We start from the raw sequence: 26,167 nt of genomic DNA, 5'->3' as shown, positions 1-26,167 counted from the left end.
ACCTCAGCGTTCCGCCACATCGCCCGTATCGAGGGCAAGGCTCACCCGCAGAATATCACCTGCCCGCACCGGATCGGTCTGGCCGACCGGCACTTCGCGGTACTTGCCGTCGACCAGCCGCACGGCCGAAAAGCGGAAAGCCGTCTGGCGCGCGCCGCCTTTTCGTTCAATGGCGATGCCGGCCTCGGCCATCGCCTGCAGGCTGTAGGTCATCTTGCGGCGCAGGCGCAGGATATCGATGTTCAGATCACGCAACTCCGCTGCGACTTCGCCCCGGCGCTGTTCTCGCAACGAACCGAGGCGGCTGTCGATCACGACCAGGTTCTGCCGGGCGCGGGCGAGAAAGGAACCGAATTCCAGCACATCGCGGTTGGTGGCGGAAATTTCCCGTTGCTTGTCCCGCAGCTGCGTCTTCGAGGTAAGACCCCGCGCCACCATGCTTTGCGCGAGCTTCACGTCCTCGTCCAGCAAGGTGAGTTCGCCATTGCGCAGCTTGCCGCTCTTTTCCAGCGTATCGATCTCGTCGACATAGCCGGCGCGCTGCTGCTCCAGGCTCTTCAGCTCGGCGTCCAGCGTCGTGCGGCGCAGCTCGAACAGCGTGCGCTCGGCTTCCACGATCTGATCGACGATCCGCGGATCCGGCGTGCCGATTTCCTCGCTCGGACGATAGGTGAACGGCTGACCGTTCAGCTCCGCCTCGAGCCGGACGCGCTTCACGTCCTGGCCGAGAAGCTGCGCGCCGAGATCGACGTAGTCCTGGCGCAGGCCGGCGAGCCGCACGCCGGCATTGTCGCCCTGCGCCAGCACTTCCTTCTGCCCGCCACCGAGCGCGAAGAGCTCCAGCGCGATCATGCCGGGACGGAATTCATAGCGGCCGGGCCTCTGAACTTCACCCACGACGAACACCGGCGCGTAGGTTTCCACGACGACCGAAACCGACAGATTGGCGATATGCTCTTTCAGTCCCGCATCGATGGCCTGGCGTACCTCTTCGACGGGCCTGCCACTCACGGCGACGTTGCCAAGCAACGGATAACCGATCGTTCCGTCAGCCCCGATGGGGAAGGATCCGCTCAGCCCGGGATCACCATAGACGGTGACGCGCAGCACGTCGCCGCTCGCCACCCTGTACTCCTGTCCCTGCGCGTTCGCCGGAGCAACCGAGCCGGCAAGGAGCAGGATGCAGGCGCATGCCTTCAGAAAAAGGGTGCGCCACCGGGAACGTTGGTCATCACGTGGCGTAGCGTGAAGATGTGCCATGGCGTCCAGACCTCACATACCGACGATCGAAGGCAAGTCGACGGGCATTTCCATGCGCTTGCGGCCGTCGGCGGTCGAAGCGGCATGATCGTTGGCAAAGGAAACGACATTGCTGCGCTCCAGCGTGGCGCGGCATGCCCCGTTGACGACGAGGCCATCGATGGTAAGGCCGGCGGTGCCGAACTTGCGGATGGCGCGGTCGGTTTCGGTGCGGTCGGCGCCCTGGGGGACGACAAGGATCGTCCGGTCAGCGAGCGCGGAAACCAGCAACGCGCCGGAACCATTCGATACCGCCGTGGAGTCGATCACCACGACGTCATAGGCACTTCTCAGCGTGGTCAGGAGGCGCGCAAAGCCGCCGTGCCCGAGAATATGTTCCGCGGGACCGTTCGACGTGCCCGCGCAGATCAGGTCGATCCCCGAGGGACCATCGTGACGAACGAAGTCTCCGATCTCCACCTCTTCGCGCGGACCGATCGTATCGACCGTGCGCACCGGTCGCGCACCGAATTCGGCGGCGACACCGGGTGCGGTGAGGTTTGCATCGAGCAACAGCGTGCGCAGGCCCGTTGCGGCGAGCGAGCGGGCAAGACAGGAAGCAACGAGTGTCTTGCCCTCGCCGCCGGCACCCGATGTCACCGCGATCACCGGCGTTTTCCCAGGCCGTGCGGAAAGACGCAGACGGCTCTGGATGTCGGCGACGGCATGGGCGAACGGTTCGCGGGCATGGCGAACGAGATCGCCGATGCCGGCACGCTGCAACGGGGACAATTCAGGAAGACGCCCGAGGACCGGAATGCCGGCACCGCCCTCCTCCGGATCGGCGCGGCGCAGGTATCCGGCGCGCAGCTCGAGAAGAAGGGCTGCAAGCGCGCCGCCGGAGAGGCCGAAAACCAACCCGCCCAGGAGCCAGGCGGACGCGCTCGGGCTTGATGGCGATGAGGACGGCACCGCGCGCGAGATGATGCGCGCCTCGGCCATCGCGATGCCATCCTGTTCGATCGTCTGCTTGTAGCGCGTCAGATAGCTCTCGTAGATCGCCCGGTTGGCGCTGGCCTCACGATCGAGCTGGTCGGCCTGCACGAGGGCATCGTTGGCGCGCGACATCTCGGCCTGGAGCTGCTTCAGGCTCGCCTCCAGCCCGGTCTGCTGGCGTCGCGTAACCTCGATTTCCGTTCGCAGGCTGTCGATGATCTGGGCCACCTCCGCGTCGATCTGCTTCTGGATCGTCTCCAGCTGCGAGGTGAGTTCCGGGATTTGGGGATTCTTGATCGCACCGCTTTCGTTGATGGCGGAAAGCTGGCGCTTGAGGCGCGCTTCCTCGCTGCGCAACTGCTGGATCGCGGCCGAATTCAACACCTCGGGAAGAGCAAGGCCGGCTTTTCCATCCGAGATGTCGACCGCTGTCGCAAGACGCGCGAGCGAGCCGGCGAGTTGGGCCCTCAGCCGGGCCAGCTCGTTGTTCAGCCCGGCGATCTGTTGGGCGAGCAGCGTCGTGCCGTTCGACTTGGCGACGCCGGATTTTTCACGGAATATGGTCGCCGCATGTTCGGAGCGCTCCAGCTCGCTGCGCAGGCTGACAAGGCGCGTTCCGAGCCAGTCGCTGACCCGCCGTGTCGCCGTCGTCTGCACGTCGACTTGGTAGTTGATGTAGGCCTCCGCATAGGCATTGGCCACCGCAGCCGTGAACTCCGGCTCCATGCCGGTGAACGCGACATAGATCGTATAGGAGCGGCCGTCATTGGTAACGCGCACCCCCGACATGAGGCTGTCGAGAAGGGCGCGCCGGTCGGACGCGACACGGTTCACGCGGCCGGAGGCCGGCTGGCCGGTTGCGTTCTCCTTCGTGAGGCCGAAACCCTTGGCGGCATCGATGCCTTGCGCCTGCAGAAGCGCCAGAACCCGCTCGGCCATGGAGCGGGAACTGATGATGTCGACCTCGGTGCGCAGCACCGGACTTTCCTGCGGCAGCGGCGAAACGACGGATTCCGTCGGCAAGGCCTGGAACTTGCGCATATCGAGCGCCAGCACCGCCTCGGCGCCGTAGCGCGACGGCTGGTCGAGATAACCGACCAAAGCAAGAGCTACACCGCCGGCAAGGCAGGCGAGGATCGCCCGCCGCCGTTCGACAACAACTGTCAGGACCCGGGGAAGGACAAGTTCCTCCGGGTCGGCCGGCTTCATCGACCAGATCATGGCTTTATTCCCGTTATAGGAACCGGTTACATCCGGCTGTTCTGATAGGCATCGTCCGACATGATCTCGCCGAACTTGCAGGCAACCTCCGTGCGATTGGTCGCACCGAGCTTCTTCATGATGTTGCGGATGTGAACCTTGACCGTGCTTTCACACAGATTGAGTTCCCGGGCGATCATCTTGTTGGCCTTGCCCCGCCGCAACGCTTCGGCGATGGCCGCCTGTCGCACGGTGAAGGCATCCCGGCTGCAGAATTTCTGCGGATAGCTGCCGAGCAGGCCGCGCATCGCCAATATGCTGCTGGCCGGCACGAACTGCCCGCCGGCAATGGCGAGCCCGATCGCCTCGATGCAGACATCGATATCGACCGAACTCGGAATGAAGCCGTGCACCCCGAGATCGATGACATCAAGCACATGCTCAAGCGTCTGGTTGTCCGACAGCACCACGACCGGCACCGGTTCCAGTGTCGTCAGAAGCTGCGTGATCTCATCCCTCAGGCCGGGATCCGAAACACTCTTGCTGCCGATATTGACGAGACTGGCGCGAAGGGTACCGAGATTTGCCTTGCTCTGCTGCCAGGCGGCCAGCCCTGAAAAGGTGAAGACATTGATGCCGATACGGTGAGAATGCAGGCTGTTTGCCAGACATTCCCGATCGAGATTGCGCTTGTCGAAGATCGCGACATAGTCGCTTGCGGCATATTGCTGAGGCCGCCGGTCGACCGGCACCCTGATTTCCGTCTCCTGATCGCTGTCGACCGCGTTCCTTGCCCGGAAAATATCGATCGACTGGTCGTCGAAATCCGCTCTGTCACTTCTCGCCATGGTACCCCTCACTAATTTCCTGGTCAGAATTACGAGTCCGGGCCTGCGTTCGAATGTGTTGTCGGTCCTATGCCAGGGCCATCTTGCGTATTGTGAAAGCCTCCGCGAAAAGCGAGGGCGATCTGCACTCCATCCCGCGCATGCGGGCCAAACCCCGAAAGACGTCCGCGTCGAACCAGTCCTTGGACCGTTGCGTCGCGAAATGCGCCATGAGCAGATCGATCTTGCGATCGATCACGCCGGGCTGGAGAGGCACGTAGGCATTACGCTGCGTGATATCCCCGTCCCATTTCGGGATCTCATATTCTAAGACGAAATGGTCCCTGAATATATTCATTGTTAACTTATTTAGCTCTCGATGATCTTGATGTGCGTCATGGCGGCTGTGGGTGAAAATGACGTCCGGCTCTGCCCTGTCGCGCAAGGACAGCATGAATGTCTTGATCTCGCGGCTCTGGCTTGGGAAATAGCTGTCCTCGAAGCCGCAGACCTCCACCGTCGCCGAGGCTGCGCCCTCAAGGAAGGCGGCCGCGGCGAGCCGCGTTTCGGTCGCTCGCTCCGGCGTTGCACTCATCACGCACCAAAAGACCTCCAGCTCCACGCCGGCAGCGATCAGACCGAGGATCGTGCCGCCGGCTCCGATCTCGATATCGTCGGCATGCGCGCCGAGGCAGAGGACCCGTAGCCGGTGCCCGGCGGAGGCAAGGGGCAGCATTTTCATGATCGACCCACCTTGCGCAGCCGGGAAACACGCTCCCCTTCCGTCTGACGCACCCACGGCATCTCGCCGCGCTCCACCATTTCCTCGAGCATCTGCCAGTCGCGTAGCGTGTCCATCGAGCGCCAGAAGCCCTCGTGCTTGTACGCCATCAGCATGTCGTCCCGGATCAGCCGCTCGAAGGGTTCGAGAACCAGTTCCTCACCTTCGCGCATGTAGTCGAAGATCTCTTGACGCATCAGGAAATAGCCGCCGTTGATCCATATCTCCGACCGGTCGGACGAACGGAATTCCCGCACCTGGCCCGCCTCATCGATATCGGCAAGATGGTAGGTGAGCGGCGGCCGCACCGCGAGGAAGCAGGCGATCTTGCCGCTTGCCTCGAAGCGGGCGATCATGTCGTCGAGATCAACATCGGTGAGGCCGTCGCTGTAATTGGCCAAAAACATCCGCTCGCCGCGCACCTGCTCGCGCACGGCCCACAGGCGTTCGCCGATATTGCGCCAGATTCCGGTATCGATCAGCGCGATGCGCCAGTGTTCCTGTGCATCCCCGAGGAGTTCGACCCGTCCCTCACCAGACACGATGCAGTCCGAAAATGTCTGCGGCCGGCACGTCAGGAAAAAGTCCTTGATGACATTCGCCTTGTAGCCGAGGCATAGGGTGAAGTCGTCGTGGCCGTAGGACGCGTAATACTGCATGACATGGCGCAGGATCGGTTGCGCGCCGAGCGGGATCATCGGCTTGGGAATGGCCTCGGAATATTCGCGGATGCGTGTTCCGCGCCCGCCGCAGAAAAGAACGACCTTCATGACAGATCCTCCAGCGGATCGATGACGGAGACCTCGGGAATGGGAACGATGAACTTCGCGCCCCATTCGCCGACATGGCGCATCTGATCGACGATCTCGGCCTTCAGGTTCCAGGGCAGGATCAGGATGTAATCCGGGCGGTGGCGATCGATCGCCTCGACGGGCAGGATCGGAATATGCATGCCCGGCGTAAAGCGGCCGTGCTTGTAGGGATTGCGGTCGACGGTGAAATCAAGGAAGTCCGTGCCGATACCGCAATAGTTGAGAAGCGTGTTGCCCTTGCCGGGCGCGCCGTAGCCGCAGATGCGCGCTCCCCTCTCCTTCACGCTGATCAGGAAATAGAGGAGGTTGCGCTTGGCCTGTCGTGCACGGTCGGCAAAGGACGTGTAGGCCGCAACGCCATGCAGGCCCGCCTGCTGCTCGCGTAGCAGGAGCGCCGCGACATTCGCGCTGATCACACCGGACCGTCCGGCATGGCCGAGATAGACCCTGAGCGAGCCGCCGTGGGTCGGCAATTCCTCGACATCGAAGATCTCCAGTCCATGCATGCGGGCGGCAACCTGCACCGTGAACAACGAGAAATAGGAGAAGTGCTCGTGGTAGATCGTATCGAACTGGTTCTGCGCGATCAGCGTCGCGACATGCGGGAACTCCAGCGTGATCACGCCCTGTGGCTTGAGAATCTGCTTCATGCCGCCCAGGAAATCGTTGATATCAGGCACCTGCGCCAGCACGTTGTTGGCGACGATCAGGTCCGCCGTCTGGCCGACCGCTGCCATGTCGCCCGCAAGCCGTTTGCCGAAGAACGCGATCTTCGTGGGTATGCTGCGGGAGATCGCCACCTCGGCCACGTTGATCGCAGGCTCGATGCCGAGAACGGGAATGCCTCGCGCCACGAAATGCTGCAGCAGATAACCGTCGTTGCTGGCGAGCTCGACGACGAAGCTGCGTGCATCGAGACCGAAGCGATCGATCATCTTCTCGCAGTAGCGCTCCGCATGTGCGACCCAGCTGGTGGAGTAGGAGGAGAAGTACGCATACTCCTCGAAGATGCTTTCGGGACTGACATACTCCTCCAGCTGCACCAGCAAGCATTCTTCGCACACACGCACATGCAGGGGATAGTAGGCCTCCATCAGGCCGAGTTCGCTTTCCTGACGAAAGCTTTCGCACGGCGGCGACATGCCGAGATCGACGACGGTATGTCTCAAGGTCCTGCCGCACAGGCGGCACGGCGGCCGAAGCGACAGGCTGGGAGACGGATCAAGCGAATGGCTGGCCTGAAAATTCATGACAATGCCTCCATGGAGATATCCGGTCGGGACCGACATGGGAGGCGATCGAAGCTAGCCTAACCGCGAAGGGACCGTTTCTCGACGTGGTGCCAGATTAGGCATGGCGGACGAAGCCGGCCATACTACCTTGCGAATACCGCAACTGTCCGAAAGGCGTAGCAACATGAAACGCACTTAAACGAACATTGACCATCCTACCCGCTACGCTCGAAAGATACGTCGGAAACCGCACTTGGCAGTCTGGCTGCGGTCGTCACACTCAGGAAAACGGGAGAGGACGAACCGATGCTGTTCACCAGAACCGACCTGGAAGGCGTATGGCTGATCGAAGCATCGCCGATCCGTGACGAGCGAGGCTCCTTCGCCAGGACCTTCTGCATCGACGAGATGAACGTCCGTGGGCTCGAACACCGCTTCGTCCAGCACAGCCTTTCGCGCTCGACCGCCAAGCACACGCTGCGTGGCCTGCATTTCCAGCGCGCGCCGCATGCAGAGGTAAAGGTAGTGTCCTGCCTGAACGGCGCGATCTGGGACGTCGCCGTCGACCTTCGCCCGCAATCGCCGACCTATCGCCGCTGGACGGCAGCGGAACTCAGCGCCGACAACATGCGCCAGCTCTATATTCCCAAGGGGTGTGCCCACGGTTTCCTGTCGCTGACGGAGGATGCGGTGGTCGGCTATCTCATATCGACGCGTTACGATCCATCCGCCGCCGCCGGCCTGCGCTACGATGATCCTGCCCTTGCGATCGACTGGCCGGCAGAACCGGCCGTGATGTCGGAGAAAGACAGGAACTGGCCGCTGCTTGCGGACAACGGACATCACGCCTGAGCATCTCCGACCAGCCCGCACGCCTCCAGTCGCGTTGCCGCTGCGGCGATCGCCGAGAAAGGAAGCCCGGATCGGCAGGCAATGTCGAGCAGGGAATGCCTGCCATCGGCGAGATTCAGCACCCAGAGGTATGCCATGGTAACGTCAGGCGTCGTCTTGTGGCCGCCGGTCGTCGCGTACAGCCCGCGCTTTCCAAGCTGCGGCTCACCCTTCGGTGACAGGTTCAGCGGTATCCTGTCGGTTTCGATGACCTCGATAATGTCCATGATCATGCGAAAGGAGGAGGCAAGATGCTCCGGGCGCACGAAGTCCAGATCGTCCGCCGATGTGTGATATTCGGGAAAGGTGCCGAAGGCGCTGCGTTGCAGGAGGCCGACAGGCAGGTCGAAACCCGGCGAACAAAATTGCCGCTCGTCATAACCGAAGGGACTGAAATCGATCATCGCGATCTTCCGGCCATCACACCGGATGACCTCCATCACCCGGTCGATCATCGCATCGCCGCGCCTGCTGCGCTTGTAGACAGGCCCGCCGCCGTCGCCGATGCAGGAAACCACGAGGCCAAGATCGATCCGCGAAAGCCGCTCCTCGTTTGCCGCGAGCCAGCAGAGCGCCCCGATCGTGCCCGGCGCAAAGAGAAAACGGTAGCCGAACCGCCTGCGCCGTCCGGTCAGCGCCCGCGCCAGGAAGGCTAAAACCGCGAGCCCGGAGCAATTGTCGTTGGCGAGCGAAGGGTGGCAGATATGCGCACTCAGGAGCACCTCGCCATCGGTCTCGCCCGGCAGGAAGACTTCTCCATAGGTCAGCGAACCGTCAGAAAAGGTGGTGTCTATGACGACGTCGTAGTCTCCATCCTCGAGCGCCAGATACTCCCGATGCGCCATGCAAAAGCCCCAGTCGCGGCTGTAGTAGCTCGTGCGGTAAGGGATGACTTCAGGCTGGTCCGGCAACGTGTGGATATGGGGCCGAAGCTCCGAAAGCGGCATACGGCGGGCCACAGGCTCGCTGTAACCGACAAGGTGGAGATTGGAGTCCGCGATATCGACCACGGCCTTGCCGCTCGCATCGCGGATGGAGGCCGCACGGACATTCCATTCCTGCGGCACGGTCCAGTCGAAGACCCGGGTGCCAGAAGGCACCTCACGGACCGCAACGTCGACATGCTCCGACAGGATCGCGAGCGTGCGGCGTACGCCTTCACCCGTGATACTGCGGCAGATCGGGAAAAGGCGGGAGACCAGCGCGTGGATCTCCCCGCCGATATCGGCCGTGGCCTCTGCGGATGGAGCGAACCGCGCCGCCTCGTTCATCGCCGTCCCTCAGGCACGCATTGCCATCCTGTCCGCGAGCACCTTCGCCGGCGCGCGCCATCTCAGGTTCCGGTCGAGCGTATTGCTGGCAAGAAGCGAGCGGATATGGCCGATACGCTGATAGCGCGGCCCCTCGAATTCCTCGAGCGTCAGGCCGGAAGCCCGATAGGCGCCGTAGAGCTGCTGCGCCCCTGACACCACGTCCCACTTCGGGCGGAAGGCCGGCAAGGTGCGTGCGATCTTGCCGAAATCGACGCGGTAGGAGCGCGGGTCGGGCCCGGCTTCGCTGGCATAATCCAACCGGCACCCCGGCACGGTCCGCGCCACCACATCCGCGATATCCCTGACCTGATAATTGTGCTCCGTGCGGCCGACATTGAACGCTTCTGCAAAGACCGCATCCCTCGGCGCCTCGAGTGCCGCAAGAAATGCCCCCGAGATATCCTCGATATGCACGATCGGCCGCCACGGCGTACCGTCCGACTTGAGCAGGATAACGCCCCGCGTGACCGCCCACGCGACCAGATTGTTGAGCACGATATCGAAGCGCAGCATGGGTGACAGGCCATAGGCCGTCGCCGGCCGCAGGAAGACCGGGCAGAAACCGGTATCGGCCAGCTCCGCGATGTCGGCTTCTGCCATCACCTTGGAGCGACCATAGGCCGAGACCGGATTGAGCGGCGCGTCTTCGTCGACAAGAGCCTCGCCGGCAAGGCCGTAGTTGCTGCACGACGAGGCGAAGAGAAAGCGTGGGACGCCGGCCTGCCTTGCTGCACGCGCAACGCGCACGCTGCCTTTGTGGTTGATGTCATAGGTGACATCGGGATCCAGATTGCTTAGCGGGTCATTCGACAGGGCCGCGAGATGGATCACCGCGTCGAAGCCTTCGAGGTCGTAAGGCGTTACATCCCTGACATCTTTCAGCGTGGCGGGAACCTCCGTCATGGGCCCGCCGGGCGCATAGGTGCATCGCCGGTAGAGCCTGCTGTCATAGCCATGCACCTCATGCCCCGCCGCCAGGAGGGTCGGCACCATGACGGAGCCGATGTAACCCTGATGTCCCGTTACAAGCACTTTCATGTCCGTGTCTCCCCAACTTCTTTGCCAAGGGAGATGCTACGTCGGCGCGATGCGGACCACGATTGACGACAATGACGGCGGCACGCACCCGAATGGCGTATCGGCAGTTCTTCCTACCGCTTTCGGGCAGGTCAGGCCGTCTGTGCCCTCGCGACCGGCCCAATGCTGTGAGGCCGTGGCGCAATGTTGAAGCGACGGAAAACGACGTCCGAGGGCCGGCCGACCAGATAGTTCTCGACGCCGTGATCAAGTGCAGCACGATAGACGCCGAGCGCGCCGTCGAAGGCCTCGATCGTCTGGTCTATCTCGTCGTTTCCGTGCGTATAGCTCACCACGAGCGACGGCGCGAGGACGCCGCGGCGGATGGTTTCCTGCAGCAGCAGCGTCCTGAAGGCCTGGGAAGGCGTTCCGCTCCCGTCCTTCGTGACGTAGCTGAGACAGGCGGGATGACCGGTGACACCGACGAAGCCTGCCAGACCATGCCGGGCGACCGCCTGCTCGATGCCCGCCTTGAGCCGCGTTCCCTGGCTGCGCAGATGCGGGATGACGGGCTCCTGCGCATAGACGTGCATGGTCGCGATCGCGGCCGCCATGGCGTGGGTTTCGGCACCATGGGTGGTGGACAACAGGAAGACGCGCGGCTTCTCGGTCTGTTCGATGCCGCCGAGCGCCATGAATTCACGCTTGCCGGCGAGCGCGGAGATTGCGAAGCCGTTGCCGAGCGCCTTGCCGAAACAGGAAAGGTCCGGCCGAAAACGGTAATATTCCTGCGCGCCGCCGCGCGCCCAGCGGAAGCCGGTGATCATCTCGTCGAGAATAAGGAGCGCGCCATTGGCATGACAAAGTGCTTGCAGGTCCTGCAAATAGCCTTCGGCAGGATCGTCGCCGCGCGAGGCCTCCAGAATGAGGGCGGCTATCCTGCCGGGGTGCCGGGCGAAGAGGTAGCGCGCGTCATCGAGATCGTTGTAGCAGAAGCCGAGCGTGAGATCCCTGACAACTTCGGGAATGCCGGCATTCATCTCCGTCGTGCCGATGAACCAGTCGTCGGTCGAGAAGAACGGATGGTCCCGGCAACGCGCAATAAGATCCCGGCCCGTTGCGGCCCGCGCAAGGCGCACCGCCGCAGAGGTCGCGTCAGAGCCGTCCTTGCAGAACTTCACCATGTCCGCGCCGGGAACCATCTGGAGGAAGGTCGAGGCACATTCGACCTCAATGCTCGCAGGCCGCGTGAAATTGCAGCCGAATTCCAGCTGCCGCGCGACGGCCTCCACGACATGGCGATAGGCGTGACCGAGACCGACTGCACGGTTGCCCATGCCGTATTCGATATAGGCGTTGCCGTCGACATCCCACACATGGCAGCCGTATCCGCTGACGATGAAGCCGGGCGACAGGATGGGATACTGGTCATCGCCCTTGGCATAAGTATGCGCGCCGCCCGGGATGAGCCGATGCGCGCGCTGGCGAAGCCGATCCGAATTCTCGAAGTCGTGAATGAAGGCATCCATCGCAGTCTCCTCTGCCCCGCCAGCCCGTCCGGGCACTATCGCGCCATGCGTGGCAGGCGCATCCGCGCTCTTGGTGGATAGGGCATGGCCGATAGGCGTAGGGATCAGCCGTAGAGATCGTTGAGCTTGAAGATAACTTCCGTCCGGTTGCGAACCTTGAGCTTCTTCATGATGTTGCGGATGTGGACCTTGACCGTGCTTTCACGCAGGCCGAGCTCATAAGCGATGATCTTGTTTGCCTTGCCGAGCTTGAGCATGGCGATGACATTCTCTTCCCGGCAGGTGAAAATCTCGGCCCGCCTGCGCTCCTGCTGGTCGGCTGCCGACATCAGTCTGCGCAGTTCAGGCAGGCTCTCGGTGGAGATGAAGACGCCCCCCGACAGCGCAAGCGAGATCGCCTTCACGCACACGGAAATACCGACCGCCGAGGGAATGAACCCTTTGACCCCGAGATCGAGCGCCGTCAGAACCTGGCGCAAATCATGATTGTCGGAGAGGATGATGACCGGCAGATTCGGGAACCGCGATACCAGCATGCGAATGTTGTTTTCGATGCGCGGCTCGGTACAATCGCGACTGCCGATATTGATCAGAACGCCGCTCGACGCCTCTGCGTATTTGGACATCCATGCTTCGATGGAGTTGAAAAGCACGATGGTCATGTCAAGGCCGTGCGATACGAGGCTTTGAGAAAGACACTCGCGATCCAGCGCCCGTTCGTCGATCACGTCCAGGACACGCAGGTCCGTCAAAGCGTTTTTCGCAGTATCGGCAAGTTTGAGAGCCGGTAACCGGACAGCCCCGTTTGCTACGGGCCGATGACTTAATCCGTTGGCACCCCCAATTTCAACCATCGTGTCACCCCCAGCGATTGGGAAAATAAATCAAGAGAATCGCTCTCTAATAAACAAGCCCCCAGCGGGATAAAATTCTCCCAGGACGGCACATCAGATAAACGTATATGGAATAAATTTTATTCTTTTCTTCATTGCCTTTTACAATTTTAAATCCATATCAAAATGGGATTCCCGCGAACAGATTCGGAAAATACGTATGTCCGCGGGTATGCAATCAGGATAACGACGCCTATACTATGATGAGCTCAATATAAGCCTGGTGAATTCTCACTTTGCGTGCATTTTTATTGAGATTGCACCCATGGGTTTAGTTCGACCTTTTCCGGGAACTTCGTCTGGAGGCAACTCTGCCCCCGGAGACCCTGTCGCTGGCGTCGTCGCGATCAGCGCGTCAGCCGGCGAACTCGATGCCTGCCGGACCCTGCTGAGGGCCGTGCCATTGGGTGGTGGCAACGCCTTTGTCCTCGTGCAACATGAGGACGGCGCTCCCCAAACCCGGTTGGTCGAGTTCTTTTCGAGCGATATGAACAGGACGGTCGCCCACGCGGCGGATGGCCTTGCGCTGGCGCCGGAACATCTCTTCATCGTTCCGCCCGGCGGGTACATCGTTCTGAAGAACGACACGATCCGTCTCATCAAACCGCCTTTTTCCCAAGGCATGCAGACGTCTTACGATATCCTGCTGCGTTCTCTCGCCGACGAGTACGGCGCGCGCGCCACGGCTGTTGCCCTTTCCGCCACCGGCGTTCGCGCAAACATCGGCATCCGTCTTCTTCGAGAAGCCGGCGGGCGCATCTATGTACGGGATCCAGCCGAAATCGACGATGAACGCGTTTCCGAAAACACGATCGATCCGGACTTTGCGGAACATCTCATGCCGCTATCGGCGATCGCGCAGGCCCTGCACCCGCAGGGCACTGAGGCAATTGGTCCCAATATCGTCGTACAAACGGAACGGACGCCTTTATCGGAGCAGTCGGAGCTAGCCGACCTCTGTCGCCGCGCGATCCTGGAGGGCTACGCCCCGGCCACGGTATTGATCAACCGGAAGCACCAATGCCTCTATTGGCTCGGTCCGGTGCAACGCTATCTGCGCGCCTTACCCGACAATCCAAAACAGAACCTTTTCGCCATCATTCCGCGCAGCCTGCACGCCGAACTCCGCTCCGCACTGCATCGGGCCGATGAGGAAAAGGGACGCACGATGGCGGTCGGCCTGCACCAAGGCATTCCTGACGCACGACTGCGCTACGATATCGCCGTGCAGCCGATGACGAGCGGTGGCGAGGATCTTTTTCTCGTCAGCTTTCTCGATACGGCCGGGCCAAGTCCGGTGGCCGCCGCCCTGCCTTTTCACGAAGAGCAGAGCGATGAACCGCTTCAGGGCGCAACAGCGAGCGTCATCGAGAACATGCTGTACAGCACTGACGTCGCCACCGTCTTCCTCGATCGCCACCTGAACATCCGCTATTTCACGCCGGCAACACGCTCGGTTTTCGATGTCACGATGGGCGATGTCGGCCGGCATTTGGCGGACATCAACGCGCGCGCGCCGGATCCGACCCTGCTCGGCGACGCTGCGGCGGTTCTGAACGACGGCGTCGCCAGGGAGCGCGAAATCCGCATGGCGAACGGCGCCTGGCATATGCGCCGCGTCGTGCCGTACAGAACCCGTGAAGGCGGCACGGAAGGTGTCGTCATCACCTTTTCGGACGTATCCGCGCAACACCGTGCCCATGAAGCGCTCACGCGGGCAAAGCGGGCGGCGGAACGCGCCAATGCGGCAAAGTCCCGCTTCCTCGCCACGGCAAGCCACGACCTGCGCCAACCGCTTCAGTCGCTCGCGCTCCTGCAAGGCCTCTTGGAGAAATCGGTAGAGGGGGAACGCTCCCAGAAGCTCGTTCGTAGCTTCCGCGATACACTCATATCGATGTCCGGCATGCTGAACGCCCTGCTGGACATAAACAAGATCGAGGCGGGCACGGTCTATCCGCGCATCATGACATGCAGGGTCAACGACGTTCTGCAACGCCTGAACGACGAATTCAGCTACGGCGCCATGGAAAAGGGGCTCTCTCTCCGCTTTGTACCGTCGAGCCTGCTGGTTCGGACCGATCCGCGGCTTCTCGAACAGATGATCCGCAATCTGATGTCGAACGCGCTCAAGTACACGCGGCGGGGCAAGATCCTGCTAGGGTGTCGCAGGCACGAGGACGCGCTCACCATTGAAATCTGGGACAGCGGCGTCGGCATTGCGGCCCATGAACTCCAGACCATTTTCGACGAGTACCATCAGGCAATCGGCGATGGAACCGACATGGCAGCCCAAACCGATCTCGGCCTCGGCCTCGGCCTTTCCATCGTCAAGCGCCTGAGCACGCTGCTCGGCCACCGCATTCAGGTTCGCTCCGTGCCGGGCAAGGGTTCGGTCTTCTCCGTCCATGTCGCGCTTGGCCGGGAAGACGTACAGCACGCACCACCACCGATGAAGAGACGCAACCAGCCGGGGCCGGCTCTGCATGGCACCATTCTCGTGGTTGAAGATGACAGGAAGGTCCGCAGCCTGATCGAGATCGGGCTGCGCGACGAACAGCACCTTGTCTATGCCGCAGACGATGGCGCAACCGCAATGGACCTCGTTGCCAAGGGCACCGTGGCTCCCACGCTGATCCTGGCCGACTACAATCTTCCAGACGGGGCGAACGGCATAGATGTCGCCAGGAGGATTCGCTCGATCCTGGGCCGCAGCATCCCCACGATCATCCTTACCGGAGATATCACGGCAGAAGCCCTGCGCATTCTGTCGTCCGAGGATTGCCTGTACATGCCCAAGCCGGTGAGCCTCGGCGATCTCCTCAAGGCGATCCAGCTCCTGCTGCAGGCGAGCAGGATCGAGCACACCGCAGCGCCGCCGCCGGACATCCGGGCTCCTTCGCCCGATACACCGACGATCTTCGTCGTCGAGGACAACCGCGACACGAGAGAATCCTTGCAGGAGTTCTTCGAAGCGGAGGGGCATCGTGTACAGACATTTCCCAATGGCGAGACCATTCTTGCGACACTCGACAGCGCGGCCTTGGGATGCCTCGTGATCGACATGAGGCTCCCGGGCATGAGCGGACTGGACGTTCTACGCACACTGCGCGGGCGCGGGGTGAAGCTGCCGATCGTCATGATCACCGGCGCGGGCGATGTCGCAACCGCAGTCGCGGCGATGAAGGCAGGGGCATCCGATTTCATCGAGAAGCCGGTCAGCCCCGCCGATCTGCTCGCGAGCATCACCGAGGCTCTTTCGCGCAGCTCCAACACAGGCGCCGAGAACAAAAGACAGTTGGAAGCGAAGTCCCGGCTGGCACACCTGACGGATCGCCAGCGGGAAATCCTCGACCGGGTGCTTGCCGGCCAGCCCAGCAAGATCATCGCCCAGGATCTGGACCTCAGCCAGCGCACGGTCGAAGCCCATCGTGCGGCGATCATGCGGCGCATGCAGGTCAGATCCCTTCCGGCGCTCGCACGGCTGGTCATGCTGGCGCAGACCGATCAGGGATAATCCTGTCGCGCGGCGGGCTTGCGGTCGCTTTCTCTCCATCGCTGATACAGGTCGCGGATGCCGGTGCGAAGCTGCGTCTCATGCGACCAACCGAGCGCGCGGAGCCGGGACGTGTCCAGAAGCTTGCGGGGCGCGCCGTCCGGCTTGAAGGCATCGAAGACGATGTGGCCGCGATAATCGACGATGTCGGCGATCAGGAACGCCAGTTCGCCGATGGAAATCTCCTCCCCCGATCCGACATTGATCGGCTTCGGGCTCTCATATGCCTTCATCAGGAAAACGCAGGCATCCGCAAGGTCGTCGACATGCAGGAATTCCCGCTTCGGCGTGCCCGTTCCCCAGACAACGACGCTGTCGCGGTGGGCCACCTTCGCATCATGCATCTTGCGGATCAGCGCGGGGATCACATGGGAATGGTCGAGATCGAAATTGTCGTTCTGGCCGTAAAGGTTGGTCGGCATGATTGAGATGAAGCGGCGGCCATATTGCTCCGCATAGGCGGCGGCGAGCTTCAGACCGGTGATCTTGGCAAGCGCGTAGGCTTCATTCGTCGGCTCCAGGCTGCCCGTCAAAAGCGCATCCTCGTGGATGGGCTGCTCGGCATGTTTGGGATAGATGCAGCTCGATCCCAGGCACATCAGTTTCTCGACGCCAAGTTCCGACGCCGTCCTGATGACATTGACGAGGATGAGCACGTTTTCCGACAGGAATTCCGCGGGATAGCGCGCATTCGCCCCGATGCCGCCGACGCGCGCGGATGCAATAAAGATTGCTTCGGGGCGCGCCTTGCGCATCCAGTTTTCGGTCTCGGACTGGCGCGTCAGGTCCACCTCGGCATGCGAGACGGTCTGGATATCACACCGCTCCCGCTTGAGCCGTCGCAGAAGGGCGGAGCCGACCATTCCCGAATGACCGGCGACCCAGACCCGCTTGCCGCGCAGATCGTACGATAGCGCCGTCTTGTCATCCGTGGAGATCATTGCGGCCTTCCTCCCTCGTGATGACGCGCAGATCCGATTCCACCATTTCCGAGATGAGATCCTCGAAGGACACGGTCTGCTGCCAGCCCAGCCTGTCGCGCGCCTTGCTGGCATCGCCGAGCAGAATATCCACCTCAGCCGGCCGGAAGTAGCGCGGGTCGATCTGTATCAGGGTGCGGCCGCTGCGGCGGTCGTAACCGATCTCGTCGACGCCGACGCCATCCCATTCGATGGACTTCCCGACGACTTCGAAGGCACGCTCGACGAATTCCCGCACGGTATGGGTGGTGCCGGTCGCAAGTACATAATCGTCGGGAACGTCCTGCTGAACGATGCGCCACATGCCCTCGACATAGTCACGCGCATGGCCCCAGTCGCGCTTGGCGTCGAGATTGCCGAGGAAGAGCTTGTCCTGCAGCCCCCATTCGATCGCGGCGACCGCCCGGGTGATCTTGCGTGTGACGAAGGTTTCCCCGCGACGCGGGCTTTCATGGTTGAAGAGAATGCCGTTCGAGGCATGGAAGCCGTAAGCCTCGCGATAGTTGACCGTCATCCAGTACGCGTAGAGCTTGGCCGCGGCATAGGGGCTGCGCGGATGGAAGGGCGTACCCTCCCGCTGCGGCGTCTCACCGAGGCCGCCGAAGAGTTCGGAGGTCGACGCCTGGTAGAAGCGGCAATGATCTCCTACCTTCAACAGGCGCATGGCCTCCAGCAGACGCAGCGTGCCGAGCGCGTCGGTATTGGCGGTGTATTCCGGTGTCTCGAAGCTCACCTGCACGTGGCTCTGCGCGCCGAGATTATAGATTTCGTCCGGGCACACCTCCTGGATGACCCGGCAGAGGTTCGTCGCATCCGTCAGGTCGCCGAAATGCATGTGGAAACGCACGTCGGGCGAACGTGGGTCGACATAGAGGTGATCGACGCGGGCCGTGTTGAAGGAGGATGAGCGCCGCTTGAGACCGTGCACCCGGTATCCTTTTTCCAGAAGGAGTTCGGTGAGATAGGAGCCGTCCTGGCCCGTCACGCCGATGATCAAGGCTTTCTTTTCAGACATGCGCCACCAGCTTTCACACGAGGAAATGCCGTGCACGATCCTCCGCACACCGTCGGCTGAGTTAGCGCCAGGATAGTTTGACCGACAAGGTGACCGTTCGGGGGATGGACGACGGTTCGCCGACCGTCGGATGGGTGATGTCACCGCCCGATACGCCGGAAGGCGTAGACCGGGTGGGAGGACAACATATCCGCTAGCGCCATTGGAGAACTTGTCGCCCGCGGCTCCGCTGCCAAGATCACGGCTCGCAGGAGAACATGCGGGGCGGCTCCATGAGGACGATCTTCGTAAACCGGTACTTCCAGCCGGACCAGTCGGCGACGAGCCGAATGGTATCCGCGCTGGCATTCGGCCTTGCGCGGCAGGGCGGCAGGATCACCGTTCTTGCCAGCCGTACGCTGCACGACGACGCCGGTGCCACACTAGCCGGGCGCGAAACCTGTTCGGGCGTCGACGTCGTGCGGCTACCCACCTCGCGCTTCGGTCGGGGCAGCTTGCCCGGCCGGGCGGCCGATTACCTGTCTTTCCATCTTTCGGCCTTCGCCTGGCTCTCCCGCAACATCAGGCGCGGCGATGTCGTCGTCGTGTGCACCGATCCGCCGCTGATCTCGCTTGCCTGCGCACTGCCCATCTGGCTGCGCGGCGGCCGGATGGTGAACTGGGTCATGGACCTCTTTCCGGAAACGGCAATCGAACTCGGTCTTCTGCGCACGGCACCGATCCTCGGCCGGTTTGCGGCATGGCTGCGCGACCGGTCGATCACACATTCGCGGTTGACGATCTGCCCGACGGAGCGGATGGCGGACTATCTCGTGGCGCGCGGCCTGCCCGCGAAACGGATCCGCGTGCTGCACCATTGGTCCGACGCCGCCGAAATCCACCCCGTCGCGAAGGAAGATAACCCGTTGCGCGCCGCCTGGGGCTATGCGGGAAAGTTCGTCGTCGGCTATTCCGGCAATTTCGGCCGCGCCCACGAATTCGAGACGCTGATCGAAGCAGCAACGCTTTTGAAGGACCATCCGAACGTCCGCTTCCTCATGGTCGGGGGCGGCCACAAGCTGCAATCCGTCATGGAAGCCGTCCGCGCGCGCGGCCTTGCCAATGTCGAGTTCAAGCCGTTGCAACCGGCGAGGCAGTTGTCCGAAAGCCTCGGCGTGCCGGACCTCCACGTCGTCTCCCTGCTGCCCTGCCTTGAGCACTGCATCATTCCCAGCAAGTTCTACGGCATCCTGGCCGCCGGAAAACCCACTCTTTTCATCGGCGATCCCAGGGGTAGTGTCGCGGCTGTGGTGGCCGCCGAGCGGTGCGGCGTCAATATCGAAATCGGCGAAGCGGAAACGCTGGCCGAAACCATATCCGATCTCGCCGCCGACCCCGAAAGGGTTGCGGCAATGGGTGCAACCGCGCGAGCCGTGCTGGAAGCCGACTATGCCTATGACCGCGCTTTGACCACCTGGAGCGCTCTTCTCGCCGAGATCGCCGAAAAGGAACCCGTTCCGGCAGGCACCATCATGCTGGAGCACCGACCGTCATGACCCAGACCGTCGTCGTCAGCCAACTCGGTGCCCGCATGCATTATGCCGTCGCCCGCATCCTGGCGAAGGAAGGGCGACTTGGCCATTTCTTCACCGATATCTGCGGCACGAAAAGTTGGCCGGCGCTGCTGCGCCTCCTGCCACCTGCCCTGCTGCCCCGTTCGGTACAGCGGTTGGTCGGGCGGGTCCCGAATGGCGTGCCGCCGGAGCTGATTACGGATTTCCCCCTGTTCGGCGTCCGCTCCGCCATCCGCCGCCTGCGCATCGAGGATGCGGCGGAAGAAGCGTCGCACGCCGTCTGGGCCGGCAGCCGGTTCTCGACCCTCGTCGCAACGCACGGCTTTCACAATGCCGCAGGCCTCTACGCCTATAGCGGCGACGCACTGGAGCAGATGCAGGCGGCGAAGCGGCAGGGCCTTTGGGTGGCCGTGGAGCAGATGATCGCGCCGCGCGCCGTCGTGGAAAATATTCTCGCGGAGGAGATGCGCCGCTTCCCGGAATGGGCTGGGCCGGTGCAAACCAATCCCCATGCCGAGGCCTTCGCGGCGCGCGAGCGCGCCGAATGGGCGCTGGCCGACCGTATCGTTTGCCCTTCGGAATTCGTGCGCGACCATGTCGTTGTCGAGGGCGTTCCGGCAGAGCGCTGCGTGGTCGTCCCCTACGGCGTCGATGCGACGGATCATTCAAGCGCTAGGGTTCGCGCACCGGGACCGTTGCGCATATTGACGATCGGCGAGGTCGGCCTGCGCAAGGGCTCGCCCTATGTGCTGCAAGCCGCCGAACGCCTTGGCGCCGCCGTGCGCATGCGCATGGCAGGCCCCGACCGATTGCCTGAACCGGTCCGCCGCCGGCTGAGCCGGTCGATCGAGCTGAGGGGAATCGTCCCGCGTGCAGCGATCGCAGACGAGTATCGCTGGGCGGACGTCTTCCTGTTGCCTTCGCTTTGCGAGGGATCGGCGACCGTCGTCTATGAAGCACTGGCCTGCGGGCTTCCCGTCATCACCACCTACAGCACCGGAAGCGTCGTGCGCGATGGCGTGGAAGGGTTGATCGTGCCGGAGCGGGATCCGCAAGCCATCGTCGATGCGGTGCGCTACCTTGCCGACAACGAAGATGTGCGCGCGACCATGGCCGCGAACGCCCGGCTTCGCGCAAAGGAGTACACCGTCGAACAATACGGCGCGCGCCTTCTCGGCGTGCTGTCCTCACTCAACGGATCCACTGCATGAAGATCGTCCATGTCATCACTTCGATCGACCCTGACAGCGGCGGGCCGCAGGCCGTGGTGATGCGGCTCGCCGCAGCGCAGGCAAGCCTCGGGCACGATGTCCGCGTGATCAGCCAGGCGGACGACCGGACCCTCGCCAGCGTCGCGCGGCTCGGGGCGGCCATTCCCGGCTTCCAGCGGGTCGTCTGGCACATCCTGCCGCCGCCGGGCACGATCGAGGCGATCCTGTGCCTGAAGGCACGCCCCTTCCTCGCCCGCGTTCTCGCCGACAGCGCGCAGGTGCATCTGCACGGCATATGGGAACCCATCCTCGCCTGCGCGGCAGCCATCGCCACGCGCAACGGCATTCCCTATTGCGTCTGTCCTGCGGGAATGCTCGATAGCTGGAGCCTTTCCCAGAAGCCCTGGAAAAAACGTCTCGCCCTTGCCGTTGCCTTCCGGCGCATGCTCGACGGTGCTGCCTTTCTCCATGCGCTGAACCGCGACGAAGTGAAGCTCATGCGGCCCCTCCACCTGAAGGCGCCGGCCGAGATCATTCCCAACGGTGTCTTCACCGAGGAATTCGAAACCTTGCCGGCTGCGGCTGACTTTCCCGCGCTGATCGGCTTGCCCGCCGGGCGGCGCTTCGTGCTCTTCCTGTCGCGGCTGCATTACAAGAAGGGGCTCGATCTCCTCGCAAGTGCCTTCCAGCTGGTGGCACGGCAATGCCCCGATGTCGATCTCGTCGTCGCCGGCCCCGATGGCGGCGCCGAGGACGACTTCCGCGACCTCGTGCGCCGCTTTGGTCTGGAACATCGGGTGTTCATGGTCGGCCCGATCTATGGGGACACCAAACTGAAAGCCTTCGCGGCGGCCGCCTGCTTCTGCCTGCCCAGCCGCCAGGAGGGATTCAGCATCGCCATTACCGAGGCGCTTGCCTGCGGCACGCCCGTCGTCATCACCGATGCCTGCCATTTTCCGGAGGTCGCCGCGGCAGGCGCGGGCGCTGTCGTCAGCCTCGATCCGATGGAGATCGCCACCGCCTTGATCGATGTGCTTTCCCATCCTCTCGCGGCGACAGCCATGGGATACAAGGGCCGCCGACTGGTGTTCGAGAACTATACCTGGCCGCAGATCGCGCGTCGGACTATCAACCTCTACGACGCCTACAGCCCAAAGACGGAAAACCCCGGCCTGACGGCAGCAACACGATAGGGCAGGACTTGGGTCAGATGTCGTCTGCGCTCCGCCGGCGGCTGGCGACAGCCTTTGCCGGATTGCCGGCATAAACCGTCCAGGGCTCCAGTGACTTCACCGCCACGCCCCGCGCACCCAGCACCGCGCCCTCACCCACGTCCGTTCCCGGTCCGACGAAGGCTTCGGCGGCCACCCATGCCTTGTGACGCAACATGATGGGCCGCGCCATCAGCGGAAAGGAAGCCTTGTGGATGTCGTGGGTGCCCGTGCACAGATGCGCGCGTTGCGAGACGACGGCGAGCGCCTCGAGCGTCACCGGCGCCACATTGTAGCAGATGACACCCGGCCCCATCGAGGCGTTGCGTCCCATCGTGAGATTGCCCGGCCACCAGATGACCGTGCTGCCATGCACGATCGCGGTCGGGTGAACCTTCGCACCGAATAGTCGCAGCAGGAGATTTCGCCAGGGATGGAAGGGCGACGGCGTCCAGGCCGCAAGGCAGCGCCACGCAACCAGCCACGCAAGCCGCATCAAGCGGAAGCGCAGCGCAAAAGTCGGTCCACCGAGAAGCGGTGTGGCTCGGCCGCCCGCATCGAAGGCGGGATCGTCATAGCGCGATTTCATGAATGAACGAGCCTCCTTGATACGAACGGGTCAGCATGTCCGCTGCGGCCTCGTCTTGCGGGAACGGCCGCCAGCGCCAGCGACGGGACAAGAAACAGCACCATATGCACCCAGGCCATGATGACCCAGTCGGTCTGGTGTGACACAACATGCATCGCCGGCACGATCGACAGCATGTAGACGATCTGCCCTGCCGCCTGCCCTTCCTTGGCGCTCGCCCAGAGCCGCGCCAGGAGATAGGCGATGAGGAAGAACTTCAGCGCGCCGAAATACCAGAAGGACTGAAATGCATCGGCCATGCCGGTCTCCGTCGTGCCGGTCAGCGCGTTGTAGTCACGCGCCATGGCGGGCGTTCTCAGCATCAGCGACCGCTTCATTGCCTCACCGACGAGCTGGGAGGGGACATAGTTGAACACCAGCCGGTTCCAGTGGAACTTGCCGTAATCGAATTCGAGCGTCTCGGCGGCATGGTCGATGCGCAGGATCGCATTGCGCACTTCCAGCCCGCCCTCTTTGAGGGTTGCCCTGAAATTCGCGGTGACGTCGATCTGGCTGATGTCCTGCCAGATCGGACTGGCGTTCTCCCGCGTGATCGCGCGGTAATCGCCCATGCTGTTCATCAGGAACGTGCCCAGCAGGACACCCGCAAGTATGATCGTCCGCGGCGCGAGCCACCCGCGATGGAACCAGAACGCGACGGCAAAGATTGCGAAAAGCTCGACGGCTTCCGCACGTTTGCCCGTGACGACGATGCGGTCGAGATAGAAGACGAGATCGAAAACGACAATCGACAGGGCGAAGAGCGATGTCCGTCTCGCAAGGCACAGGACGCCGATTGCAAGCCCGTAGGTCATGAGACGGGCCACGAAGAGATAGATCACCGGCACGCCACTCATCTGCACGCCGACCACCATGTCGCCCGGCAGGCGGCTCAGCTTGAAATAGAAGTAGGCGCCGATGACGGAAAGCCCGGCCGAAACGATCAGAAGCCGTCCCTCGCTGAAATTCCCGCGCAGGAAGGCGACCGGCTTGCGTGTCGAAATCCAGCCGAGCCAGGCCGCCGCCAGGCACAAGATCGTGAACGCCACCATCCGGTCGTAGGCACCGCGCGGCAGGAAGCGGTCATCCATCAGGCCGGGAAGCTGCGGCAGAAGAAAACTCACGGCCATCACACCGACGAGGAAGGGAAGCTGGTAGATGCGGCCCGGCGCCAGCATGCCCCACACCAAGAGCAGGGCGACCGTCAGGCAAAGAAGGCAGGTCAATAGCAGGGTCACGGGCGGCCTCCTTCCCGGATGCGCGGGATCGCAAAACTCAACCGCCGGAAGGGGAGCCTCGTGTCTTCTTCTCCCGGCGGCGGCGGCAACACGGCTCGCGCCGGCAGCGACAATCGATCAGACCGGCAAACCTTCTTCCCGGCGCCGCAACTCTTCGGTCTTGATGACGATCATGTATTCGTAAGCGGCGAGCAGCCGGCAATAGTGGTAGCCTTCCTTGCCATCGAGAAAACCGCCGCGCAGAACATACATGTAGAGAAAGCGCGCCGTCGGCCGGAACGGCAGACGCATGGCTAATTCCTTGAGCGCCCGTCGTCGCACCTCCGGCACGCCGCTCAGGACATCGTGCCACGGCACGCGCTTCTCGCGCAGGCTGACGACGGTCTCGCGCGCTTCCGACGAGGAGTAGCGGTTGTGCTTGTCGTACCAGGCATTCATGCCCTTGTTGAAGCTGTAGTGGATGAAATGCGCATTGAGCCGGCCTTCCGGTCCTTCGGTCAGACAGCGGGAATGGGCGTCGCGCTCATAGCGCACGCGATCGGGCCGGACCAGCCGCGTGATCCAGGTCGGGTAGAGGCTGCTGTGCTTGATCCATCGCCCCATGAACATGTTCTTGTAGCGGATGCGGAAGGCGCTTTCGGGCCGCTTCTGATCACGCGCGATCGCCAGCATCTCGTCGCGCAGATCCGGCGGCGTCACTTCGTCGGCATCGGGCGTGTAGACCCAGGGATACTTGTACTCGATCTCCTTCAGCCCGTAGGTGCGCTGGTTCGATTCCGTGTCGTGCACCCGTTGGTAGACGCGGGCGCCGGCAGCCCGCGCGATCTCCACCGTCGCATCGGTCGAATAGGAATCGAGCACGACGATATCATCGCACCAGTCCAGCGAGGCGAGGCAGGCGGGCAGGTTCTTCTCCTCGTTCAGCGTCATGATCAGCACGGAGATCGACATCGGGCTCCTCCTATATCTGCAGCTTGATGGATGGGCTGGCGGCCCGGTCGGCACGCCGGTGCGTGGCGGTTTCGACGGCGAGCACGAAGGCACTGTGCGTAACCGCAACGAGGAGCAGGCCGCCCACCATCACCTGCTGCGGCACCGTAAACAGCAGGCCGAGATAACCGATGCCTCCACACAGGAAGGAGACGAGAATGATGATGTAGCTGGTCGCGGCCGGGGACAGACCGGAATCGATCATGAGATGGTGCAGGTGCCGACGGTCCGCCGACATGGGGCTGCGGTGATCGAGAAGGCGACGCACCATGAGGCTCAGCGTATCGATGACAGGAAGGATCACCAGCCACAACAGGGATGGAAACGGCAGTCCGTCCGCGCCATCCGACAGGCGCAGGATCAGATAGGCGATGATTGCGCCCAGGCCGGTGCTGCCGGCATCGCCGAGATAGACGCAGGCGCGTGCGCGCCACGGGCTGCGCAGGTTGAAGACGAGAAAGCCGCCGACCGCCGCAAGCAGAGCGGCAACCGGAAAGACAAGCCCCTCCTCCCCGGTCAGGAGCACAAGCGCAAGGATCCAGACGAGAGTGGACGCGGCAATCCCGCCGGCAAGCCCATCGACGCCATCAGCCATGTTCCAGGCATTGATCAGCCCGACGACGAAGACGACAGAGATGACGAAGAGCAAGCCGTAGGCCGCGGGACCGGCCATCGGCAACAGGTCACCGAGCGAAATCCGTCCGAGGCCCTCGGCGGCGATCAGCGCCAGCGCAATCAGGACCTGCGCCGCGAACCGGAGACGCGCCGGCAGGGTGAAGCGATCATCCAGCACTCCGAGCGCGACGACAAGCATGGTCCCCGACCAGAAACCCGGCCCGACGTCCATTCCATTGGCCGTGATGAGGTTCATACCGGCAAAAGCCATGAAGATCGCGATCCCGCCGCACAGCGGCACGGCGCCCTCATGGATTTTCCGGTGGTCCGGCAGATCGATGAGATGAAGCGGCACCGACAACCAGCGTAACAGAACCACGAAAACCGTGCTCAGCACGAGAGATGCCGAGCTTTCGAGCAGCAAGAAGACCATCTGACGCCCC

21 protein-coding genes and 1 pseudogene are annotated in these 26,167 nt (G+C 62.8%); 6 read left to right on the top strand and 16 right to left on the bottom strand.

Annotated elements, in window-relative coordinates:
- Positions 1 to 3: 3 nt before the first annotated feature.
- The 6 genes from B5M41_RS03010 to B5M41_RS02985 all read right to left on the bottom strand — a co-directional run bounded on the left by B5M41_RS03010 (position 4) and on the right by B5M41_RS02985 (position 7,105).
- On the bottom strand, positions 4 to 1,260 hold the full coding sequence (locus B5M41_RS03010) for a polysaccharide biosynthesis/export family protein (protein WP_134648705.1): 1,257 nt from the start codon (positions 1,258 to 1,260) through the stop codon (positions 4 to 6).
- 12 nt (positions 1,261 to 1,272) lie between these two features.
- Entirely contained in the window at positions 1,273 to 3,456 is a 2,184-nt protein-coding gene (locus B5M41_RS26985; protein WP_134648704.1) for a GumC family protein, read from the bottom strand.
- Between the two features lie 26 nt (positions 3,457 to 3,482).
- Positions 3,483 to 4,283 (bottom strand): response regulator transcription factor, encoded by an 801-nt coding sequence (locus tag B5M41_RS03000; protein ID WP_134648703.1) that lies wholly within the window; start codon positions 4,281 to 4,283, stop codon positions 3,483 to 3,485.
- Positions 4,284 to 4,350: 67 nt separating this feature from the next.
- Positions 4,351 to 5,004 carry a PIG-L deacetylase family protein gene (locus B5M41_RS02995; protein WP_134648702.1) on the bottom strand — a complete coding sequence of 218 codons (654 nt, stop codon included), beginning with the start codon at positions 5,002 to 5,004 and terminating at the stop codon, positions 4,351 to 4,353.
- Positions 5,001 to 5,813, bottom strand: a complete 813-nt coding sequence (locus tag B5M41_RS02990) for a glucose-1-phosphate cytidylyltransferase (RefSeq protein WP_134648701.1) — start codon at positions 5,811 to 5,813, stop codon at positions 5,001 to 5,003. The genes B5M41_RS02995 and B5M41_RS02990 overlap by 4 nt, the downstream gene beginning before the upstream one ends.
- On the bottom strand, positions 5,810 to 7,105 hold the full coding sequence (locus tag B5M41_RS02985) for a class I SAM-dependent methyltransferase (RefSeq protein WP_134648700.1): 1,296 nt from the start codon (positions 7,103 to 7,105) through the stop codon (positions 5,810 to 5,812). Before B5M41_RS02985 ends, B5M41_RS02990 begins: the two co-directional genes overlap by 4 nt.
- Before the next feature lie 288 nt (positions 7,106 to 7,393).
- On the opposite strand from B5M41_RS02985, the gene rfbC reads away from it, so the two are divergent.
- Positions 7,394 to 7,939, top strand: a complete 546-nt coding sequence (rfbC, locus tag B5M41_RS02980) for a dTDP-4-dehydrorhamnose 3,5-epimerase (protein ID WP_134648699.1) — start codon at positions 7,394 to 7,396, stop codon at positions 7,937 to 7,939.
- On the opposite strand, the gene B5M41_RS02975 is transcribed toward rfbC, so the two are convergent.
- The 4 genes from B5M41_RS02975 to B5M41_RS02960 form a co-directional block, all read right to left on the bottom strand.
- Positions 7,930 to 9,249, bottom strand: a complete 1,320-nt coding sequence (locus B5M41_RS02975) for a DUF4910 domain-containing protein (protein ID WP_134648698.1) — start codon at positions 9,247 to 9,249, stop codon at positions 7,930 to 7,932. The two genes, rfbC and B5M41_RS02975, sit on opposite strands and share 10 nt — an antisense overlap.
- Before the next feature lie 9 nt (positions 9,250 to 9,258).
- A complete protein-coding gene (locus B5M41_RS02970) occupies positions 9,259 to 10,329 on the bottom strand; it encodes an NAD-dependent epimerase/dehydratase family protein (protein ID WP_134648697.1) in 1,071 nt (356 codons plus the stop codon).
- Positions 10,330 to 10,460: 131 nt separating this feature from the next.
- Positions 10,461 to 11,837, bottom strand: a complete 1,377-nt coding sequence (locus B5M41_RS02965; RefSeq protein WP_134648696.1) for a glutamate-1-semialdehyde 2,1-aminomutase — start codon at positions 11,835 to 11,837, stop codon at positions 10,461 to 10,463.
- 104 nt (positions 11,838 to 11,941) lie between these two features.
- On the bottom strand, positions 11,942 to 12,589 hold the full coding sequence (locus tag B5M41_RS02960; RefSeq protein WP_230639961.1) for a LuxR family transcriptional regulator: 648 nt from the start codon (positions 12,587 to 12,589) through the stop codon (positions 11,942 to 11,944).
- Positions 12,590 to 12,995: 406 nt separating this feature from the next.
- On the opposite strand from B5M41_RS02960, the pseudogene B5M41_RS27125 reads away from it, so the two are divergent.
- Positions 12,996 to 13,538: pseudogene (locus tag B5M41_RS27125) on the top strand (chemotaxis protein CheB); the annotation flags it as partial.
- A 30-nt stretch (positions 13,539 to 13,568) separates the two neighbouring features.
- Positions 13,569 to 16,244 (top strand): response regulator, encoded by a 2,676-nt coding sequence (locus B5M41_RS02950; protein ID WP_230639959.1) that lies wholly within the window; start codon positions 13,569 to 13,571, stop codon positions 16,242 to 16,244.
- On the opposite strand, the gene B5M41_RS02945 is transcribed toward B5M41_RS02950, so the two are convergent.
- Both B5M41_RS02945 and gmd read right to left on the bottom strand, forming a co-directional pair.
- Positions 16,235 to 17,224, bottom strand: a complete 990-nt coding sequence (locus B5M41_RS02945; protein WP_134648693.1) for a GDP-L-fucose synthase family protein — start codon at positions 17,222 to 17,224, stop codon at positions 16,235 to 16,237. The genes B5M41_RS02950 and B5M41_RS02945 overlap by 10 nt on opposite strands.
- Positions 17,208 to 18,278 carry a GDP-mannose 4,6-dehydratase gene (gmd, locus tag B5M41_RS02940; RefSeq protein ID WP_134648692.1) on the bottom strand — a complete coding sequence of 357 codons (1,071 nt, stop codon included), beginning with the start codon at positions 18,276 to 18,278 and terminating at the stop codon, positions 17,208 to 17,210. Before gmd ends, B5M41_RS02945 begins: the two co-directional genes overlap by 17 nt.
- Before the next feature lie 272 nt (positions 18,279 to 18,550).
- On the opposite strand from gmd, the gene B5M41_RS02935 reads away from it, so the two are divergent.
- The 3 genes from B5M41_RS02935 to B5M41_RS02925 are packed head-to-tail and all read left to right on the top strand — an operon-like array spanning position 18,551 to position 22,235.
- Positions 18,551 to 19,813, top strand: coding sequence for a glycosyltransferase family 4 protein (locus tag B5M41_RS02935; protein ID WP_134648691.1), 1,263 nt, complete (start codon positions 18,551 to 18,553; stop codon positions 19,811 to 19,813).
- The gene (locus tag B5M41_RS02930; RefSeq protein ID WP_134648690.1) at positions 19,810 to 21,042 is read left to right on the top strand and encodes a glycosyltransferase family 4 protein; all 1,233 of its coding nucleotides are present in this window, start codon (positions 19,810 to 19,812) and stop codon (positions 21,040 to 21,042) included. Before B5M41_RS02935 ends, B5M41_RS02930 begins: the two co-directional genes overlap by 4 nt.
- Complete coding sequence (locus tag B5M41_RS02925) at positions 21,039 to 22,235, top strand: glycosyltransferase (RefSeq protein WP_134648689.1); 1,197 nt, start codon at positions 21,039 to 21,041, stop codon at positions 22,233 to 22,235. Before B5M41_RS02930 ends, B5M41_RS02925 begins: the two co-directional genes overlap by 4 nt.
- A gap of 13 nt (positions 22,236 to 22,248) precedes the next feature.
- Here B5M41_RS02925 and B5M41_RS02920 read toward each other — a convergent pair whose 3' ends face one another.
- The 4 genes from B5M41_RS02920 to B5M41_RS02905 all read right to left on the bottom strand — a co-directional run bounded on the left by B5M41_RS02920 (position 22,249) and on the right by B5M41_RS02905 (position 26,157).
- Positions 22,249 to 22,842, bottom strand: a complete 594-nt coding sequence (locus B5M41_RS02920) for an LbetaH domain-containing protein (protein WP_134648688.1) — start codon at positions 22,840 to 22,842, stop codon at positions 22,249 to 22,251.
- A complete protein-coding gene (locus B5M41_RS02915) occupies positions 22,839 to 24,119 on the bottom strand; it encodes a hypothetical protein (protein WP_167718974.1) in 1,281 nt (426 codons plus the stop codon). Before B5M41_RS02915 ends, B5M41_RS02920 begins: the two co-directional genes overlap by 4 nt.
- Before the next feature lie 117 nt (positions 24,120 to 24,236).
- Positions 24,237 to 25,070: a glycosyltransferase family 2 protein gene (locus B5M41_RS02910; protein ID WP_134648687.1), complete on the bottom strand. Its 834-nt coding sequence runs from the start codon at positions 25,068 to 25,070 to the stop codon at positions 24,237 to 24,239.
- A gap of 10 nt (positions 25,071 to 25,080) precedes the next feature.
- On the bottom strand, positions 25,081 to 26,157 hold the full coding sequence (locus tag B5M41_RS02905) for an MraY family glycosyltransferase (RefSeq protein ID WP_167718971.1): 1,077 nt from the start codon (positions 26,155 to 26,157) through the stop codon (positions 25,081 to 25,083).
- Between the last annotated feature and the right edge of the window lie 10 nt (positions 26,158 to 26,167).

The organism is Shinella sumterensis (genome assembly GCF_004514425.2).
GTDB lineage: Bacteria > Pseudomonadota > Alphaproteobacteria > Rhizobiales > Rhizobiaceae > Shinella > Shinella sumterensis.
This window is presented reverse-complemented; position numbering and strand designations above follow the sequence as displayed.